The sequence below is a fragment of the Mycobacterium sp. IDUB_28 genome (assembly GCF_055419285.1).
In genome coordinates this window covers 59,317-76,979 of record NZ_JBVAXK010000008.1, presented here as the reverse complement: position 1 = coordinate 76,979, position 17,663 = coordinate 59,317, and the positions used below count along the sequence as shown (strand labels likewise).

Below are 17,663 nucleotides of genomic sequence, written 5' to 3'. Positions count from 1 at the left end.
TACCAAGCTATTTGGTCATACCATATTACCAAAACTCGTCGTACGCGCGAAGCCACTGTCCCCGCTCCCACAGACTGCCGTGAACTCCCGTCTCCGCTCGGCTAATCGGGCAAGTGCCACCTGTAGGTCATGGAGTTCGGCGACCAGCGCTGCGCGGCCACGGGCCCCCGATTCGGGGTCATCCGGTGTGATCAGGCCGCGGTGCTTGGCCAACTTGAAGGCGGTGGTGAACATCTCCCCCGACACCGACTCTTCGGTGATGCGCCGCTGCAACGCCCATTGCCGGCCCAGCCGCAGACAACGTTTGAGGAGCTCACGCTCCTCGACCTCACCGCCGGCCCGCATCAACTCCTCGGCCAGCACCCGGTAGGCGTCGACGAACGGTCGCAGCACGAGATGTGCTACCAGCAGCTCGCTTTCATCCAGGCTTCGAAGTGCTTCGGCACGATCCAGCGGCGCGTCACGGTCATGACTGCGCCCGGTCATGATCGCGAACTCGTTCCACAGCTCGTCGGCGAACTCGGCCCGGCCGGCGAAGAAAAACTCGAACTTGAGCAGCTCGCGCACCGCCAGCGCCCGCTCCCAGCCGGTGCGCTTGGTCGACTCCGGTTCTCGCACGATGGCCAGCAGGGCCAGTTCGGCGATCGCCCGCATCAGCAGGACGTGAATCGCGCTGTTGCGGTAGACCGCGACGATCAGGTGCTGGTCCACCCCGATACCCCAGACCGGGGTCGGCCCGCCCGAGTAGCACGTCAGCACCGCCGAGCCGACCAGCGCGTGCAGCGTTCGGGACACGGTCGCGCGATCGGTGAGGTCGGCGCCGCCCGCGACCGGCCAACCGCGGGCCCGCAGATAGCCGGCCAGGGGCGCCACCGTTGCGCACACCTCCTCGAGGGTCAGCGCTCGGTCGGCACCCAGCATCGCCACGCAGACGGCCGCGGTGGCGGTCACCGGAGTTGCCAGATTCAGCCGGTGGCACACGTCCAGCGCGATCCGCTCGACCACCTGACGATCACCCAGACCCTCACTGCGTAGCGTCTCGATGCGCCCGTAGAGCGGGACCGGCGAGCCGAAGTTGATGTATATGCGCCCCAACTGATGTCGCAGACCGCGGGCGTAACTGATTAACCACCGCGCGTTCTCCGGCCTCTTGGGCAGGCCGCGTGCTTCGGCAGCCATCAGTCTGACCTCGTGTGGCGGCAACTGGTCGAAGATGATCGAGACGGGCACTGCCAGCGTCTGCTCGGACCGGGCCGCCGCGACCGCGTCGACCACATAACGCAGCAGCCCGTAGCGCGGCGGCCGCAGCTTGCCGGTACGCGTGCGCCCGCCTTCGATCGACCAGACCAGGTTGCGTCCGCGGGCAACCAGGTGAGCGACCACCGCGCGCAGTGCCAAGCGATAGACCGGCAGGTCGCCCGTGGCCCGCCGCACCGGGATGAACCCACTGCGCCGGGCCAGCGTGCCCAGCGGGAAGAAGTTGAGGTTGGCGCCGGCGAGGCCGAAGGTCGGCGAGATCCCTTGCCGGGCAAGGCTTGGCGGGAAGGAGAACTGGTCCAGATACGAACGATGCGAGATCAGGAAGATCAGCGCGTGGTCGCGGTCGAGCACCCGCATTCGCTCCAGATCGTCCTCGTCGACGACCACCTCGAAACCGCGCACCATCCAGGCCGACAACGCCTCCCAGGCCCGTACCACGTGCCGTTCGTGCCAGGCCGCCATCTCCTGGATGTACTCGGTGGCTTCCGCCGTGACATCGAATACGCCACGGCCCAGTTTGGTCGCCAATTGTGCCGCCGCAGTGCGAAAGTCGTCAGAGCCCAGCACCGCAGCCAACTCGTCCCGCAGTTGCGGGCGTAGGGCGACCAGCCGGCCGGTCACAGCGAACTCGCCCGCACACCCGCGGCGACGGCCGCAGACCAGCGCAGGCCGGCTTCGGTCCCGGGCCAGTCGTCGAGAGTGTCGACGTAGAGCTGGCGCATCCGCGGCACCCAGTCATCGAGATGCTGTCGGGTCCAGCCGGCCGTTGGAAGAGGCTCGTGCACCACCACCTCGATGGTGCCTTCCTGAGCCACTTTGGCGTTGCGCCACATGATTTCACCCGCGTTGCGGATCACCACAGGTACGATCGGCACCCCGGCGTCCCGGGCCAGATGGAAACCACCCTTCCTGAAGTCCCCGATTCGCGGACTCAGCGACCGGGTGCCCTCCGGTGACATGGCTATCGACACGCCGGTCCGGAGCTTGTCCAGCGCCGGCTGCAGGGCCGATATCGCTTTGGACGTGTTGGAGCGGTCGACGAACGCCACGTCGGCCAGCGTGAGCACCTGCCCCAGCACCGGTATCCGCCGCACCTCGTCCTTGGCGATGATGGTGAATCCCCGCCGGATCAACCGAGATACCACCAGTGCGTCAATGAGGGTGCTCTGATGGTTGATGAAGAACACGGCGGGCCGTCGTGCGGTGTGCTGTTCGCCGATGACCTCGATGTCGATGTTGCTGAGGTGACCGGCGACGCGACCGAACAACGACGTCGCCAGGTCCATCCCGCCGCGCCGGTCGAAGGTCAGCAGTCCCGCGACCAGACCGGCGCTCACGGCGGCGGCGAAGCCCCCGACCAACCCGGTGGTCCGGGCGACCGCCATGGGATGAAACTGGTTCTGCTTGTTGGTGAATCGCAGCACCGGCCAACCGCGCTCGGCAGCGTAGTTCGCCAGTTCGGGCGCTGGATTGACCGGATGCGGACATCCGACGGCCTGCAGCAGCGGGATCTCCTCTGCGCCATTGGCATATGCGTGACAGTTCTGCAACGAGATTCGGTGCTGGCGGGCGAACTCCCGCACCGCCGCGGCTTTGCCTTCCCCCCACGGGGGGCGCCCCACCACGGCGCCGGTGAGCACACCGTCTTCGGTTTCCAGCTCCGTGCACACCACATGGTCGATACCCAGCTCCCGAGCCATCGGCTGAACCTGCAGCCGGGTGGCCGAGGTCGCGATGACCACGGTGTGTCCCTGGTTCTGATGGGCACGCACCACCCGCCACGCCTCATGGAACAGCGAACCGGCAATCGACTGCGCGAAGAGCTGCTCGCCGAGCTCCATCAGATCGTCCTCGGTGCGACCTCTCCAACCCCGGATGCCCTGCAGCAAGAGCTCGTTGAACGATTCTTCGCTGAGCGGCCCACCGAGCGCAGTGCGCACGGTGCGGACGAACTCGTCGGGTCCGAGCTCGAGATTGCGAGCCCGGTGCGCGTACAACGCATTGGCGGAATACCCCTGGATCAGGGTGCCGTCGAAATCGAAGACCGCCGCCACACGACGTCCCCGCGGCCCGTCCTTGATGTGTTCGATGTGCTCGTCGACGGACATCTCCGACGGGGTCTTACGACTCATCACATATCCCTGCGTGCACAGCGCCGCGCGAGACGCATCGGCGCTGCTTCGCTCCGACGATGCCCACTATGGGCTGCCGAAGTAACGCCGGCCAAGCATTTTCGGGCGAGATCCCCCTGATGCGGGGTAGGAAACTGCCCGATGTGGTGACGCGACCGAGCGCGCCGGTCGGACACACTCACCAGACCGGGTTCGGTATGCCGCGGTATGCCGATCCCGTCTCACCAACCCGCGCCGTGCAGGGCGCCACAGCAACAACGGAGGGGCAGGTCGGATGAAGATCTCAGCCGCGGTGGTGCAGGAGGTAGGTGCACCCTTCACCGTCACCGAGGTCGAGCTGCAGGACCCGGCGCCGGACGAGGTGCTCGTCGAAATCGCGGGCGTGGGCGTCTGCCATACCGATATCGCGGTCAAAGAAGGCCACCTGCCGTTCCCGCTGCCCGGCATCCTGGGCCACGAGGGCAGCGGCACCGTGGTGTCGGTCGGCGGCGACGTCACGTCGGTGGCCGTCGGTGACCGGGTTGCGCTGAGTTTCAACAGTTGCAGCAACTGTGCCCATTGCGCGAAGGGCGAGCCGGCCTACTGCCACAACTTCCTCGAATACAACTTCGGCGGGCGGCGTCCGGACGGATCCTCCGGAGTGTCCGCGGCCGGGGCAGCGCTCTCGGCGAACTTCTTCGGACAGTCGTCCCTGGCTTCCCACGCACTGGCGCACCAGCGCAACGTCGTCAAGCTGCCGGCGGACGCACCGATCGAACTCGTCGGACCCCTGGGCTGCGGGATCCAGACGGGCGCCGGCGCGGTTTTCAACTCCCTCGACGTCCAGCCGGGCTCGACGGTGGTCGTCGCCGGGGCCGGCGCGGTCGGGCTGTCGGCCGTCATGGCTGCGGCCGTGCGCGACGCGGTCTCGATCATCGCGGTCGACCTGCACGAGAGCCGCAGGTCTTTGGCCACCGACTTCGGGGCCACCCACAGCATCGACCCGCAAGCGGGTCCGCTGGCTGAACAAATCCGTGAAATCGCCCCTGCGGGAGTCGATTACGCTATCGACACCACTGCCGTGACACCTGTCGTCGAACAACTGCTCGCGGCGCTGGGGATGCGTGGCGCGCTGGGCTTGATCGGCGTCCCCGCCGACCCGCAGGCCGTCTTCTCGGTCGGCCTGTTCCAGCCTCCGCTGCTGGGTCTGACCATCCGCGGCATCGTCGAAGGCGATTCCGACCCGCAGACATTCATCCCGTATCTGCTCGACCTGCACCGTCAGGGCCGCTTTCCGTTCGACAAGCTGGTCACCACAATGCCTTTGGCGCAGATCAACGAAGCGGTCGAAGCCCAGCTGCGCGGCGAGGTCCTCAAGGTCGTGCTGACGCCCTGAACACGTTGGCGATGACGAGAAGCCCGCGACGTAGAACCGCGACGGTGGCCGCCGCGGTGGTGACGGCCGGCGCGGCGGCGGCACTGGTCCGACGTGAGTCGCGTCGGCCCCGCGACCCCGTCTACGGCCTGGAACTGACCCCGAGTCACCGCACCGGAGTCGGCACTCCGCTGCTGTTGCTACACGGGATCGGCGCGATCTGGCGCGTCTGGTCGCCGGTGCTGCCCCATCTGGAAGCACACCACGACGTGATCATGCCGACGCTGGCCGGCCATGCGGGTGGGCGTTCCCTGACCGCCGGGACCGTCCCTTCGGTACAGATGCTGGTCGACGACCTCGAACAGGAACTCGACCGCCTGGGTCTGGCGAAGGTGCACATCGCGGGAAATTCACTCGGCGGCTGGATCGGTATCGAGCTGGCCCGCCGGGGACGGGCACTGTCGCTGGTGCTGTTCAGCCCCGCCGGCGCCTGGCGATCACCGCGCCGGCTGCGGGTGACCGCCTACGGCGTCCGGTTCGGACTCGTTGCGCTGGGCCGGTATTCGGAGCGCGCCGAAACGCTGGTGCAGCGACGGCTGCTGCGCTGGGCCATGCTGGCGGGCCAGGTCGCTCAGCCGGGACAGGTACCGCTGGAGACGCTGGTGACGTATCTGCAAGCCAGCGGCCAGGCGCCGATCGTCAGCCCACTGCTGCGGACCCTCCATCTCGACCCGGTGCGGCCGCTGCCCGCCGATCGGGACTATCCAGTCCGACTGGTGTGGGCGGAGCGCGATCTTGTGTTGCCCTACAGACACTTCGGCGCGCCGATGCTGGAACGCCTGCCCGGTGCGGAGCTGATCCGGCTGCGCGGGGTCGGGCACGTACCGATGTCTGACGACCCGGCTCGGGTGGCCGAGCTGATCCTGGACCTCACCCGGCAGGTGGACCGGGTGCCGGAGCAACAGCAAGGGCGCAGCAATGTCCGATAGCAGTCCAGAGGTGTTCGCCGCCTGGGGTGGGGGCCAGGATCTCAGTGCCTGGGAAGCGCTGATGTGGCGCACCGAGGGCGATCCCCGCACCCGCTCGACCGGCGTGCTGGTCGAGTTACTCGACACCGAACCGGACTGGGATCGGCTGGTGGCCGCCCACGACCGGCTCACCCGTCGCATCCCGCGGTTGCGGGAGCGGATCGTCGACCCGGTGTTGCCGCTGGTCGCTCCGGCCTGGTCGCCGGATCCTCATTTCGACCTCGCCTACCACCTGCAACAGGTCCAGTTGGCCGGCGACGGCTCGATGGCCGAGCTGCACCAGCTGGCCGCCCAATTCGCTGTCCGGCCAATCGATCCCACGCGCCCGCCGTGGGAGGCGCTGCTTGTCTGCGGCCTCGCCGGTGACCGGGCCGCCTACCTGTTCAAGCCACACCACAGTCTCAGCGACGGAATCGGGTTGCTGCAGTTGCTCGACCTCGCCCACTCCCGTGGCCGCGAACCCTCTCCCAGAGACGACCACCCGGCGCCCGACCCGAGGCCTGCCGAATCGCCGGAGAATTTGTTGCTGAATCGGCTGACCAGCACCGCCGTTCATGCCCCCACGGCGCTGCTCCGGGAGGCGACTGGCGCGGCCGGCCGGTTCGTCGGTGACCCCGTCGGGACCGCCACCGCCGCAATCAAATTCGCGCGGTCGTTCAGGCGCGTGCTCACCCCTCCCGATACCGCCCACTCCCCCGCACTGACTGGCGGCGGCTCGTCATACCGGCTGGACACCTTCGACGTCCCGCTGGCAGAACTCAAGGCGGCCGGGCGCGCAGCCGGCGGCTCGGTGAACGATGCATTCCTGGCCGGACTGCTTGGCGGGGTTCGCCGCTACCACGAAAAGCTCTCCGTTGCCGTCGATTCCATACCGGTGGCGATCCCGGTCAGCCTGCGCACCGACAACGATCCGATGGGCGCCAACAGGTTCGCTGGCGCTCGATTCGTCGCGCCCGTCGGAGAGCCCGACCCGGCGGTGCGCATCGCGGCCATCCACCGGTTCATCGCCGAAGCCCGGGCCGAACCCGCGCTCGGATTCCTCGACCTCGTCGCGCCCGTCTTGAGTCGGCTGCCGAAGATCGCGCTGACCCGCATCGCCGGCGGCATGACCGGCCTGTCCGACCTGCAGGCTTCGAACCTGGGCGTCATCACCCGGCCCCTGTACCTGGCCGGCGCCCGAGTCACACACATCTACCCGATGGGTCCACGGCCCGGAATTCCGGCGATGGTCGCGATGGTCACCTACCAGGAAACCTGCTGCATCGCAGTCAACTTCGATCCGGAATCCGTCACCGAGCCGATCGCCTTCACCAGCTCGCTGCGCGAGGGATTCGACGAGGTTCTCGCAATGGCCCGACACACCTGACGCAGACAGCCTGGCGTCGCACTGCAACTACCACGGAAGGGGTAGCACCATGAACTTCTCGGACGTCGTCGACCTCCTCGACAAGTCAGTCGGCGGTCCGGACTGCGACGTAGCGTCGCACGGTCCGTTCTGGCGGGACGTGACACGCGATCAGTTCGTCACGATGAAGGTGGGCGGGCGGCCGTTGGTCACGCTCGGCGACGGAGCTCATTCGAACCTGGTGTTGTCACTCAAGGGCACGGCCCCGTTCGGCTCGGACCTGGACGAACCGCCGGCCGGCGCGGTGACCCCGCGCATGCCCGCTTACCTCGACCCGATGTCGCCTGAGGAGATTGCCGATATCGAGGCGTGGATCGACCAGGGCTGCCCCGGCGAGTGACGGTTACCCCCAATGCGGGAGTGATGACCCCCCGTCATGGTGACGCACGAAGGACGCGTCCCCACAACACTTGAATCATCGGCACGTGACCAGCGGCGACAAGAAACACCAGGCAGCAAGAAGAGGACACCTTTGATGACCATCACCGAACAGACCGAATCAGCCGTCCTGCCCGACGAGATCGCGCGTCGACTGGTGCTGCCCGAGGGCCATGCGGACCTCGTCGCACTACATGATGCGTACAAGTGGCTACGCAACAACATGCCGGTCGCAAAGGCACTGGTCGAGGGCTACAACCCCATCTGGCTGGTCAGCAAGCATGCTGACATCCAAGAGGTCGACAGCCTGTCGGAGGTCTTCGTCGCGGGCGGCGGTACGGATAACCCCGGGACCCACAATCCGATCCTGCAGAACATCGCCGGCGACGAGTTCACCAAGCAGCTGCTCGGTGGCAGCCTGCGCATCCTCGACGCCCTTCCCTACATCGACCCGCCCGAGCACACCCATGCCAAGAACATGGCGTTCGGCTACTTCAAGCCGCCCTCGGTCCGGAAGATGGAAGACCGGATTCGCGAGCTCGCCAAGGAATCCATCGACCGGCTCAAAGAGGTTTCGGCTGGCGGGCAGATCGACCTGGTCGACGACTGGGCGCTGGGATATCCACTGCACGTGATCATGACGCTGGTCGGGGTGCCCCCGGAGGACGAGCCGCGGATGATGGCCCTGACCCAGGAGTTCTTCGGCACCGCCGATCCTGAGCACCAGCGTGAGGACGTCGAGGCGCTGTCGCCGGAGGCGATGGCCCAGCAGTTCTCCGCCACCATCCAGGACTTCTTCACATACTTCGATGCGCTGGCCGAAGACCGCCGGGCGAATCCGCGTGACGACCTGGCGACGGTGGTGGCCTGCGCCAAGCTGCCCAACGGGGAGTACTGGCCCAAATCCTTTGTCTACGGCTGGTATACCGCGATCTTCACCGCCGGCCACGACACCACGTCGGCGACCCTGGCCGGTACGCTGCAGCAACTGGCCCTGCACCCCGAGGTGCTCAGCCGGGTCAAGGCAGACCTCAGCCTGGTGCCCGACCTCATCAACGAGGGATTGCGGTATGTGGCTCCGGTCAAGCACTTCATGCGCCGCGCGGTCACAGACCACGTCCTGCACGGGCAGCTCATCAAAGCCGGTGACCGGGTGATGCCGCTGTTCCAGTCCGGCTGCCGCGACGAAGATGTTTTCGACAGTCCCGACGAGTTCAATATCGACAGAAGGCCCAACAATCACTTGAGTTTCGGCTTCGGCGCACACACCTGCGTAGGCCAGCACCTGGCCAAGCAGGAGCTGAAGGTGATGTTCGAGGAGCTGCTCCCCCGCCTGGAGTCGATCGAGGTGCTCGGTCCCGGCAGCGTGACACAGACCAACTTCGTCGGCGGTCTCAAGCATCTGCCCGCCCGGGTCAAGATCTCCTGAGAGGTTGGAACATTCGTGACCACCATCGAGTATCCGCAGCTCTACATCGGCGGCGACTGGACGGCACCCACCGGCAGCGATCGCATCGAAGTGCGGTGTGCGGCGAATGAAGACCGCATCGGTTCGGTCCCCCGCGCGAGCCGCGTGGACATCGACGCCGCCGTCGGGTCCGCACGGTCGGCCTTCGACGACCCCGACGGTTGGTCGACGTGGGAGCCCAAGGAGCGGGCCGAAGTGCTGGAACGCTTCGCAACCGAACTGGAAGCCCGCGGTGAGGAAACCGCGCGCCGGGTGTCGATGCAGAACGGGATGCCGATCTGGATAGCCCAGCAGTTCGAAGCAGGTTTTCCCGCGCTGCTGCTGCGCTATTACAGCGACCTGATGACCAGCGCGGCGGTGGAGGAGACACGCCCCGGCATGCTGGGCGGCACCACACTGGTCTCCAGACAGCCGGTAGGCGTAGTGGCTGCGATCGTGCCCTGGAATGTGCCGCAGGGGATTTCGTTCCTCAAGCTCGGCCCTGCCCTGGCGGCGGGATGCACGGTCGTGCTCAAACCCGCCGAGGAAACAGTGCTGGACGCGTTCCTCATGGCCGAGGCCGCCGCGGCCGCCGGCCTACCCGAGGGCGTCCTGAATATTGTTCCCGGCGGCCGGGATATCGGTGAGTATCTGGTCGAGCACCCCGGAATCGACAAGGTGTCCTTCACCGGATCCACCATTGCGGGCCGCTGGATCGCCGAGGCGTGCGGCAGGCTGCTGCGGCCGGTGACCCTGGAACTGGGCGGCAAGTCCGCCGCCATCATCCTTGACGACGCCGACCTGGCCGGTTGTCTCGAGCAGTTCTTCGCGGCCACCATGCTCAACAACGGACAGGTCTGCTACCTCAGCACCCGGGTGCTGGCGCCGCGCAACCGGTACAACGAGATCGTCGACACCATCACCGATCTGGTCCGGGCCCTCAAGATCGGTGATCCACTGGACCCCGAGACCAAGATCGGTCCGCTGGTGTCCGCGCGGCAGCGCGAACGCGTGGAGGGTTACATCGCCAAAGGGCAGAGCGAAGGCGCACGCATGACCACCGGCGGGTCGCGGCCCAAAGGATTCGACCGTGGCTGGTTCCTGGAACCGACCGTCTTCGCCGACCTGGACAACAATGCCACCGTCTCTCGCGAAGAGATCTTCGGGCCGGTGCTGTCGGTGATCCCGTACACCGATGAGCGCGAGGCGATTTCGATCGCCAACGACAGCGATTACGGCCTCGGCGGAACCGTGTGGTCGGCTGATGCCGATCGCGCCGTCAAGGTTGCGCGCCGGGTCCGCTCGGGCACCGTCGGGGTCAACCACTACCTCAACGATCCGGTCGCGCCGTTCGGCGGGATCAAGCAGAGCGGCATCGGTCGGGAACTCGGTCCGGAAGGGCTGCACCCCTTCCAGGTGTTCAAGACGGTCTATCTGCCGCCCCCGGCCGGGTGATGCGACCCGGATCGGAGTAATGAACCCTTGTCCGCCGCAGTGGTTTCCACGCACAACGCCAGCGTCCACGAATTCGCGACCGATCTGATCGTGCGGCGACGCTGCCCTGCCGCCGAGGGTGTGGCCGTACTCGACCTCGCCCATCCCGACCACGGCGATCTGCCGCGCTGGGAACCGGGCGCACATATCGACTTGATGCTGGACGGCATGACGCGCCAGTATTCGCTGTGCGGCGATCCGCGCGAGTCGGCCATGTGGCGGGTGGCGGTGCTGCTCGATCCCCACTCGCGGGGCGGATCGCGCTACGTGCACGACAACCTCCGCGAAGGCAGTTCCGTGCGCGTGCGTGGTCCGCGCAATCACTTCCCGCTGGTCGACGCCGGGCACTACCGGTTCATCGCCGGCGGAATCGGCATCACCCCGATCATGGCGATGATCGAGAGTGTCCAACGCTCCGGCGGCGATTGGACACTGCTCTACGGCGGGCGCACGCGAGCTTCGATGGCCTTCGCCGACGACCTGGTCGAGCGCTATCCCGACCGTGTCACGGTGTGGCCCCAGGACGAATGTGGATTGCTGGACCTGGAAACACTTTTCAAAGATCCTGAGGACGACACGCTGGTTTACTGCTGCGGGCCCGAGGCGTTGCTGTCGGCCGTGGAGCAACACAGTGCGCACTGGCCCCCGGGCATCCTGCACATCGAAAGGTTCGCTGCCAAGGCTCCGTCGGATCAGGCGACAACCTACGAGCAGTTCGAGGTGGTGTGCCAACGCTCGGGCGTCAGCTTCGAGGTGACGACCGATCAGTCGATCCTGGAAGTGCTCGAAGACGCGGGCATCCCGATTCTGGGCAGCTGTTATGAAGGTGTCTGCGGCACCTGTGAGGCAAGGGTGTTGGAGGGAACGCCCGACCATCGCGACTCAGTACTGTCGGACGCCGAGCGAAGTGCCGGCGAAGTGATGCTGTGCTGCGTGTCGCGCTCGCGCACCGAGAGGCTGGTGCTGGACCTTTGAGAGCCGTCAAGACCAATGTCCCGAAGAAGTGCTGGTATGTCGCGGCTACCAGCGCCGAAGTGACGCATTCCCCGCTGGGCCGACGGTTGCTGGGTCAAGAAGTCGTGCTCTGGCGTGGGTTCAGCGGCCAGGTGAGCGCATTCGTAAACCGTTGCGCGCACCGGGCATTCCCGCTATCCCACAGCCGCGTTGACGGCGACCGACTGATCTGCGGTTACCACGGGTGCACCTATGACACCGACGGCAGGTGTGTGCACATCCCGTCCCAGACTCAAGTCCCCACCGGGATGAGGGTGGGGGTTTTCCCGGTTCTCGAACGGCCACCGTTCGTGTGGATCTGGCTGGGACCGGCCGCCGCGGCGGCCAGCAGTCAACCGCCGAGCACACCGTGGATCAACGACCCGGCCTGGACGACCTTTGCCGATGCCTGGCGAATCACCGCCAACTACATGATGGTTCACGAGCACTACCTCGACTTCAGTTACGCCCCAATCCTGCATCGGCATGACATCCCCGAAGACATCGCGGCCATGCCGGCATTCAGCGCTGTCGAGGTCACGGAAACGACGGTGTCCTACACCCGGCATCTGCCCGAAGCCCGACTTACCGACTGGGAGGCCGACGGCACCGGACTCGATCGCGAGCCGCGCTACAAGCGCCGCGAGAGCGGCACTTTCGTGTCCCCGGCGATGCATCGGCAGTTCTGGGAGATCACCACCGCGGGCGGAGACCTGTACATCACCACCCGTACGCATGCGATCACCCCCGAGACCGAGGCGTCAACCCACGTGTTCATGCAGGGTTCGCGCAACTACGGTGCCGACAACGACAAAGTGACCGCGGGACTCCGGTCCTTCCTGGCCGTCGTCGCCGAACGCGACTCCGCGATCCTGGAGATGGCTGCCAGTCATTCCGGGTACGACCGCTGGCGCAGCGGCGTCGAATTCCAGGCCGATGCGGCGGTTTTGCGCGCCCGACGCATCGTCGGGGTCATGCTGGCCAAAGAGGCCGGGCAGGCGGCGCTGCGACCCGGACTGGCACCTAATACGCGCAGTGGTGCGCTGAGCCCAGGCCAATCCGCCGCTGCGCGAGGCTGACTCTGAAGGGACGCCGCCGGCGCTTGCCTTCCGCCAGAAACAAAAGTAACGTCACTTTCAGTTCTGGCCTACGACTTCGGGAGCCTCGCCATGGAATCCTTCGTCCACCTGCGCAAAGGGAAAACGCCGCGCCGGGTTCATGCCGACCTCGACGGCCTCAAGGACGACGAACTGGGTCGTGGCGGGTTCACCGGCCGCACTGCCAACATGTACCGCCGCAACGACCCCACCGCCTACCGCGCGATCGGCCCGCTGCGCCCCACCGACGTATTGGCCGATCAACTCAAACCGGACGACGCGACCGATGCGAACGGCGGCCCTCTGCTGATGTTCAGCAACGCCGACTGCCGGGTGCTGCTGAGTCGGCGCAGCGAGGCAATGCCGTTCTACGCCCGGCACGTCGACGGCGATCTGCTCTGCTTCGTGCACCAGGGCACCGGCCTGCTCGAAACTGAATTCGGGCCATTGACCTACCAGCCGGGTGACTGGGTGTACATCCCCAAAGCCTGCACCTGGCGCCAAATCCCGTCCAGCGAAACGATTCTGCTGATGATCGAGGCCACCGACGAATTCCGCGTCCCGCCACCGGGCGCCCTGGGCCGGCACTTCCCCTTCGACCCGTCCCAGGCGGTCATCCCCGACCCGGCACCCATCGACGACGACGGCCGCGACGAGTACCTGGTCCGCCTCATTCATGAGGGTGGGCCCACTACCCTTCATTACCAACACAATCCACTGGACGTCGAAGGCTGGCGCGGCGACAACTTCGCGTTCACCTTCAACATCGCCGACTACAACGTCGTCACCTCCGACAGCATGCACCTGCCGCCGACCGTGCACCTGTTCATGCAGGCGACCGGTGTCTACGTGATGAACTTCCTGCCCAAGCCCGCCGAAGGGGTGCCCGGCACCGAACGCACCCCCTGGTATCACCGCAACGTCGACTACGACGAGATCGCGTTCTTCCACGGCGGTTCGCTCTACGGCATTCCGATGCCACCGGGCCTGATCTCCCATGCCCCGCAGGGGGTTCACCACGGCGCGCCGGAGAAGGCCCGCGAGCGCGCCCGCCGCAAGTTCGACGACTACACCCGGGTGGACTGGCAGGTGATCGCCATCGACACCCGACGTCGGCTGACCCCTTCCCCGGAAATACTGGCCAACGACCTTGCCCAACACTGAGGACAACACTGACATGACGCAGACTGCAGTGAAACACGACTACGAGCGCATCCCCTATCTTGTTGCCTTTCAGAACAATTCGGGGGTTCGCGATGTCTACGGTGGGCTGGCCGACATCAACGTGCTGGAGAGCTACCTGCTGAAGCCGAAGGACAAGCCGAGCGACACCGTGCTGGTGTTCATGCACCCGATCGGCGGCGGCGCCTACCTGCCGATGATCAATGCGCTGGCCCGCGCCGGCCATCATGTCATCTACTGCAACAGCCGATTCCGCGGCACCGACTCCGCGCTGCAGATGGAGAAGGTGGTCGAAGACCTCGGCGAATGCATCAAGGACGCTAAGAACCGGCTGGGCTACCAGAAGGTGGTGCTGGCGGGCTGGAGCGGCGGCGGCTCGCTGTCGGTGTTCTACCAACAGCAGGCCCAGCACGCGACCATCACCGCCAGCCCCACCGGTGACGGCCCCGACCTGACCACGTTGGATCTGCCGGCCGCCGACGGGATCATGTTGCTGGCCGCACACATCAGCCGGCACGGCACCCTGACCGAGTGGCTGGACGCCTCCATTCTGGACGAGTCCGACCCCACCAAGCGCGATCCCGAGTTGGATCTCTACAACCCGGACAACCCGAACCAGCCGCCCTACACCGAGGAATTCCTGGCCCGCTACCGGCAGGCGCAGATTGACCGCAACCGCCGAATCACCGCGTGGGTCAAGAACAAACTGGCCGAGTTGCGTGCGAGCGGTCGGCCCGGCAGCGATGTTGCCGAATTCGGCTTCGTCGTGCACGGCACCATGGCCGATCCCCGCTGGCTGGACCCGACGGTCGACCCCAACGAACGCAAGCCCGGCACCTGCTACCTGGGCGATCCGCAGGTGGTGAACATGAGCCCGGTCGGCCTGGCCCGGTTCTGCACCCTGCGCGGCTGGTTGTCACAGTGGAGTTATGACGACGCTCGCGGCGACGGCGTGAAGTGCGGCAAGGACATCGCCATTCCCGCTCTGGTCATCGGCAACCTGGGTGACGACGCCTGCACGCCCAGCCACACCCGGCGGCTCTTCGAGGCTATCGGGCACCCGGATAAGGAGATGTACGAAATCCACGGCGCCACACACTATTACGCGGGTCCCGATCAGCGAGACAAGCTGCGGGAGGCGGTCGAAATCGTCACCGACTGGCTGACCCGGCACGGGTTCGCGCAGTGACTAACGGCGCGCTGGACGGCATCCGGGTGCTGGAACTCGGCACGCTGATCGCCGGACCGTTCGTCGGTCGCCTGCTGGGCGACATGGGCGCCGATGTCATCAAGGTGGAGCCACCCGGTGCGCCGGACCCACTGCGCACCTGGGGGCAGGCCGAGGTCGACGGGCATCGCGTCTTCTGGACGGTGCATGCGCGCAACAAGCGCGCGATCACCCTCGATCTGCGCAAGCCGGCCGGCCGGGAGCTGTTCCTGGATCTGGTCGCAAAGTCCGACCTGGTGGTGGAGAACTTTCGGCCCGGCACCCTGGAGAAGTGGAACCTGGGCTATGACGTGCTCAGCGAACGCAATTCGGGCATCATCCTGGTCCGGGTCTCCGGCTACGGGCAGACCGGACCCGACGCCCACAAAGCCGGCTATGCGTCGGTGGCCGAGGCCGCCAGCGGGCTGCGACACCTCAACGGTTTCCCCGGTGGCCCGCCACCACGCCTCGCGCTGTCGCTGGGCGACACCCTGGCCGGCATGTTCGGCGCCCAGGGCGCACTGGCCGCGCTCTACCGACGCAGCGTGACCGGGCAGGGTCAGGTCGTGGACGTCGCGCTCACCGAATCATGTTTGGCCGTCCAGGAATCCACCATCCCCGACTATGACGTCGGCGGCGTGGTGCGGGGCCCCTCGGGTACCCGGCTGGAAGGGATCGCGCCGTCGAACATCTATCGCAGCGCCGACGGCTCCTGGGTGGTGATCGCCGCCAACCAGGACACCGTCTTCGCCCGGTTGTGCACAGCGATGGACCGCCCCGAACTCGCGACCGACGACCGCTTCGCCGACCACGGTGCCCGCGGCCGCAACCAGGACGAACTCGACGAAATCATCGGCGCCTGGGCGGCCCAACGCCAACCCGGCGACATCATCGAAACCCTGTCCGCCGCAGGGGTTATCGCCGGGCCCATCAACACGGTCGCCGAGGTGGTCAACGACCCGCAGCTGCGCGCCCGCGGCATGCTGGTGCCGCATCACGACGAACGGGTGGGCCGCGACGTGCTCGGCCCGGGCATCGTGCCGGTGCTCTCCGAGTCCCCCGGTCGGGTGCGCAGTGCCGGTCCCGCCCGGCCCGGACAACACAACGACGACGTCTACGGCGGGCTGCTGGGCAAGAGCGCAGCACAGCTGGCAGCCCTGCGCAGGGAGGCGGTCTTATGACCTACGTCGCCATCCGGGAGGTGGCGTTGCGCGACGGCCTGCAGATCGAGGCGCCGATCCCGTTGTCGGCCAAGCTGGACCTGCTGAGCGCGGTGGCCGCGACCGGGGTACGCGAGGTGGAGGCCACGGCGTTCGTGTCGCCGACCAAGGTGCCGTCGATGGCCGATGCCGCCGAGCTGGCCGCCGAACTGCACAACTTCCCCGGTATCGAGTTCTCCGCGCTGGTGGCCAGCCCCAACGGCGCCAACCGCGCGATTGCCGCGGGCCTGCGGTCCATCGAGTACGTGGTGGCCGCCGACGACACCTTCAGCCAGAAGAACGTCGGTCGCACCAGCGCCGAGGCCACCGCCCAGATCGGTGAGATCGTCGCCATCGCACGCGACAGCGGCGTCACTGTCGAAGTCATCGTCGCCACCGCATGGGACTCCCCGTTCGAAGGCCCCACTCCCCCGCAGCGCGTCCTGGCCATCGCCGCCGCGGCGCGCGACAGGGGCGCGGACCGGTTCTGCATCGCCGACACCATCGGCACCGCCACCCCGGGCCGGGTGAGTTCGCTGATCGCCCAACTGCGTCCGGTGCTCGGCGAGCTGCCGTTAGGTGCGCACTTCCACAACACCCGCGGGTCCGGGTTGGCCAGTGCCTACGCCGCGGTCTGCGCCGGGGTTACCCGGCTGGACGCGTCGGCCGGGGGGCTGGGTGGCTGCCCGTTCGCCCCGGGTGCCACCGGCAATATCGCGACCGAAGATCTGGTGTACCTGCTCACCGACAGCGGTTTCGAGGTCGACGTGGATCTGCCGACCGCGATCGCCGCGGCGCGGGTCGCGCAAGAAGCTGTCGGCCACGACCTGCCGAGCGCGCTGCTGCGTGCGGGGGATCGGATCCGCGGCTGATGCCCGCCGAACTGCTCACCGCCAAGGGCCGCCAGACCCGCGAATCCATCGAGCTGGCCGCCCGGAAACTGTTCGCCGAACGCGGTTTTCACGGCACCACCCTGGCCGACATCACCTCGGCGGCGGGCAAGTCCCCGGCGGTGTTCTACCGGTACTTCAGCGACAAGGAGGATCTGCTGGCCGCGCTGGCGCAGTCCTTCCTGCACGACGTCGTCGAGCCGTCCGGGCTGAGCGTGCAGCTACCGGAGGCGCCCGGTGACGCGTTCTTCACCTCGGTGGTCACCGGTTACTGGAACATGTTCAAGCAGCACATCGGCATCATGATCGCGGTGGCTCAACTGGCCGCGACCCAGCAACGCTTCGCCGATGTGCAGAACCAGTTCCGGCGCTTCGGCATGGACATCGTGGCCGCTTCGGTGCGCCGAGCCCAGGAGCAGGGTTACGGCACCGAACTCAACCCCGAACACACCGCGGCGGCCATCGCGCTGCTCTTCGAGAACTTCACCACCGTCATCGTCGGCAAGTCGGACCTGGGCATTACTGTCAGCGATGAGGACGCCATTGCCATGCTGTCCCTGATCTGGAAAAAGACACTTTACGGCGCGTGACCTATTC

The 17,663-nt window shown here is 66.8% G+C and carries 15 protein-coding genes; 13 read left to right on the top strand and 2 right to left on the bottom strand.

Annotated elements, in window-relative coordinates; translation table 11 throughout:
• Nucleotides 1–15: 15 nt before the first annotated feature.
• Nucleotides 16–1,881 (bottom strand): 1-acyl-sn-glycerol-3-phosphate acyltransferase, encoded by a 1,866-nt coding sequence (locus ACZYZ9_RS17710; protein WP_463827576.1) that lies wholly within the window; start codon nt 1,879–1,881, stop codon nt 16–18.
• Nucleotides 1,878–3,392, bottom strand: a complete 1,515-nt coding sequence (locus ACZYZ9_RS17705) for an HAD-IB family hydrolase (protein ID WP_463827575.1) — start codon at nt 3,390–3,392, stop codon at nt 1,878–1,880. Before ACZYZ9_RS17705 ends, ACZYZ9_RS17710 begins: the two co-directional genes overlap by 4 nt.
• A 274-nt stretch (nt 3,393–3,666) precedes the next feature.
• Here ACZYZ9_RS17705 and ACZYZ9_RS17700 point away from each other — a divergent pair, with 274 nt between their 5' ends.
• The 13 genes from ACZYZ9_RS17700 (at nt 3,667) to ACZYZ9_RS17640 (ending at nt 17,656) form a co-directional block, all read left to right on the top strand.
• Nucleotides 3,667–4,767, top strand: coding sequence for an NAD(P)-dependent alcohol dehydrogenase (locus ACZYZ9_RS17700; protein ID WP_463827574.1), 1,101 nt, complete (start codon nt 3,667–3,669; stop codon nt 4,765–4,767).
• A 44-nt stretch (nt 4,768–4,811) separates the two neighbouring features.
• Complete coding sequence (locus tag ACZYZ9_RS17695) at nt 4,812–5,735, top strand: alpha/beta fold hydrolase (RefSeq protein WP_463827573.1); 924 nt, start codon at nt 4,812–4,814, stop codon at nt 5,733–5,735.
• A complete protein-coding gene (locus tag ACZYZ9_RS17690) occupies nt 5,725–7,140 on the top strand; it encodes a wax ester/triacylglycerol synthase domain-containing protein (RefSeq protein ID WP_463827572.1) in 1,416 nt (471 codons plus the stop codon). The genes ACZYZ9_RS17695 and ACZYZ9_RS17690 overlap by 11 nt, the downstream gene beginning before the upstream one ends.
• 49 nt (nt 7,141–7,189) lie before the next feature.
• Nucleotides 7,190–7,519 (top strand): hypothetical protein, encoded by a 330-nt coding sequence (locus tag ACZYZ9_RS17685; RefSeq protein ID WP_463827571.1) that lies wholly within the window; start codon nt 7,190–7,192, stop codon nt 7,517–7,519.
• Between the two features lie 135 nt (nt 7,520–7,654).
• The gene (locus ACZYZ9_RS17680; RefSeq protein WP_463827570.1) at nt 7,655–8,986 is read left to right on the top strand and encodes a cytochrome P450; all 1,332 of its coding nucleotides are present in this window, start codon (nt 7,655–7,657) and stop codon (nt 8,984–8,986) included.
• A gap of 15 nt (nt 8,987–9,001) precedes the next feature.
• A complete protein-coding gene (locus tag ACZYZ9_RS17675; protein ID WP_463827569.1) occupies nt 9,002–10,459 on the top strand; it encodes an aldehyde dehydrogenase in 1,458 nt (485 codons plus the stop codon).
• Between the two features lie 27 nt (nt 10,460–10,486).
• Complete coding sequence (locus ACZYZ9_RS17670; RefSeq protein ID WP_463827568.1) at nt 10,487–11,473, top strand: PDR/VanB family oxidoreductase; 987 nt, start codon at nt 10,487–10,489, stop codon at nt 11,471–11,473.
• On the top strand, nt 11,470–12,570 hold the full coding sequence (locus ACZYZ9_RS17665; protein ID WP_463827567.1) for a Rieske 2Fe-2S domain-containing protein: 1,101 nt from the start codon (nt 11,470–11,472) through the stop codon (nt 12,568–12,570). The genes ACZYZ9_RS17670 and ACZYZ9_RS17665 overlap by 4 nt, the downstream gene beginning before the upstream one ends.
• A gap of 90 nt (nt 12,571–12,660) precedes the next feature.
• Nucleotides 12,661–13,752, top strand: a complete 1,092-nt coding sequence (locus ACZYZ9_RS17660) for a homogentisate 1,2-dioxygenase (RefSeq protein ID WP_463827566.1) — start codon at nt 12,661–12,663, stop codon at nt 13,750–13,752.
• 28 nt (nt 13,753–13,780) lie between these two features.
• Entirely contained in the window at nt 13,781–14,959 is a 1,179-nt protein-coding gene (locus tag ACZYZ9_RS17655) for an alpha/beta hydrolase (RefSeq protein WP_463827780.1), read from the top strand.
• On the top strand, nt 14,956–16,158 hold the full coding sequence (locus ACZYZ9_RS17650; RefSeq protein WP_463827565.1) for a CaiB/BaiF CoA transferase family protein: 1,203 nt from the start codon (nt 14,956–14,958) through the stop codon (nt 16,156–16,158). The genes ACZYZ9_RS17655 and ACZYZ9_RS17650 overlap by 4 nt, the downstream gene beginning before the upstream one ends.
• A complete protein-coding gene (locus ACZYZ9_RS17645; RefSeq protein ID WP_463827564.1) occupies nt 16,155–17,048 on the top strand; it encodes a hydroxymethylglutaryl-CoA lyase in 894 nt (297 codons plus the stop codon). Before ACZYZ9_RS17650 ends, ACZYZ9_RS17645 begins: the two co-directional genes overlap by 4 nt.
• Nucleotides 17,048–17,656 carry a TetR/AcrR family transcriptional regulator gene (locus ACZYZ9_RS17640; protein ID WP_463827563.1) on the top strand — a complete coding sequence of 203 codons (609 nt, stop codon included), beginning with the start codon at nt 17,048–17,050 and terminating at the stop codon, nt 17,654–17,656. The genes ACZYZ9_RS17645 and ACZYZ9_RS17640 overlap by 1 nt, the downstream gene beginning before the upstream one ends.
• The last annotated feature ends 7 nt before the right edge of the window (nt 17,657–17,663 follow it).

Coding starts and splice junctions, on each gene's coding strand:
- ACZYZ9_RS17690 (WP_463827572.1), top strand. CDS start 5,725: ATGTCCGATAGCAGTCCAGAGGTGTTCGCCGCCTGGGGTGGGGGCCAG.
- ACZYZ9_RS17680 (WP_463827570.1), top strand. CDS start 7,655: ATGACCATCACCGAACAGACCGAATCAGCCGTCCTGCCCGACGAGATC.
- ACZYZ9_RS17640 (WP_463827563.1), top strand. CDS start 17,048: ATGCCCGCCGAACTGCTCACCGCCAAGGGCCGCCAGACCCGCGAATCC.
- ACZYZ9_RS17660 (WP_463827566.1), top strand. CDS start 12,661: ATGGAATCCTTCGTCCACCTGCGCAAAGGGAAAACGCCGCGCCGGGTT.
- ACZYZ9_RS17700 (WP_463827574.1), top strand. CDS start 3,667: ATGAAGATCTCAGCCGCGGTGGTGCAGGAGGTAGGTGCACCCTTCACC.
- ACZYZ9_RS17645 (WP_463827564.1), top strand. CDS start 16,155: ATGACCTACGTCGCCATCCGGGAGGTGGCGTTGCGCGACGGCCTGCAG.
- ACZYZ9_RS17705 (WP_463827575.1), bottom strand. CDS start 3,392: ATGAGTCGTAAGACCCCGTCGGAGATGTCCGTCGACGAGCACATCGAA.
- ACZYZ9_RS17685 (WP_463827571.1), top strand. CDS start 7,190: ATGAACTTCTCGGACGTCGTCGACCTCCTCGACAAGTCAGTCGGCGGT.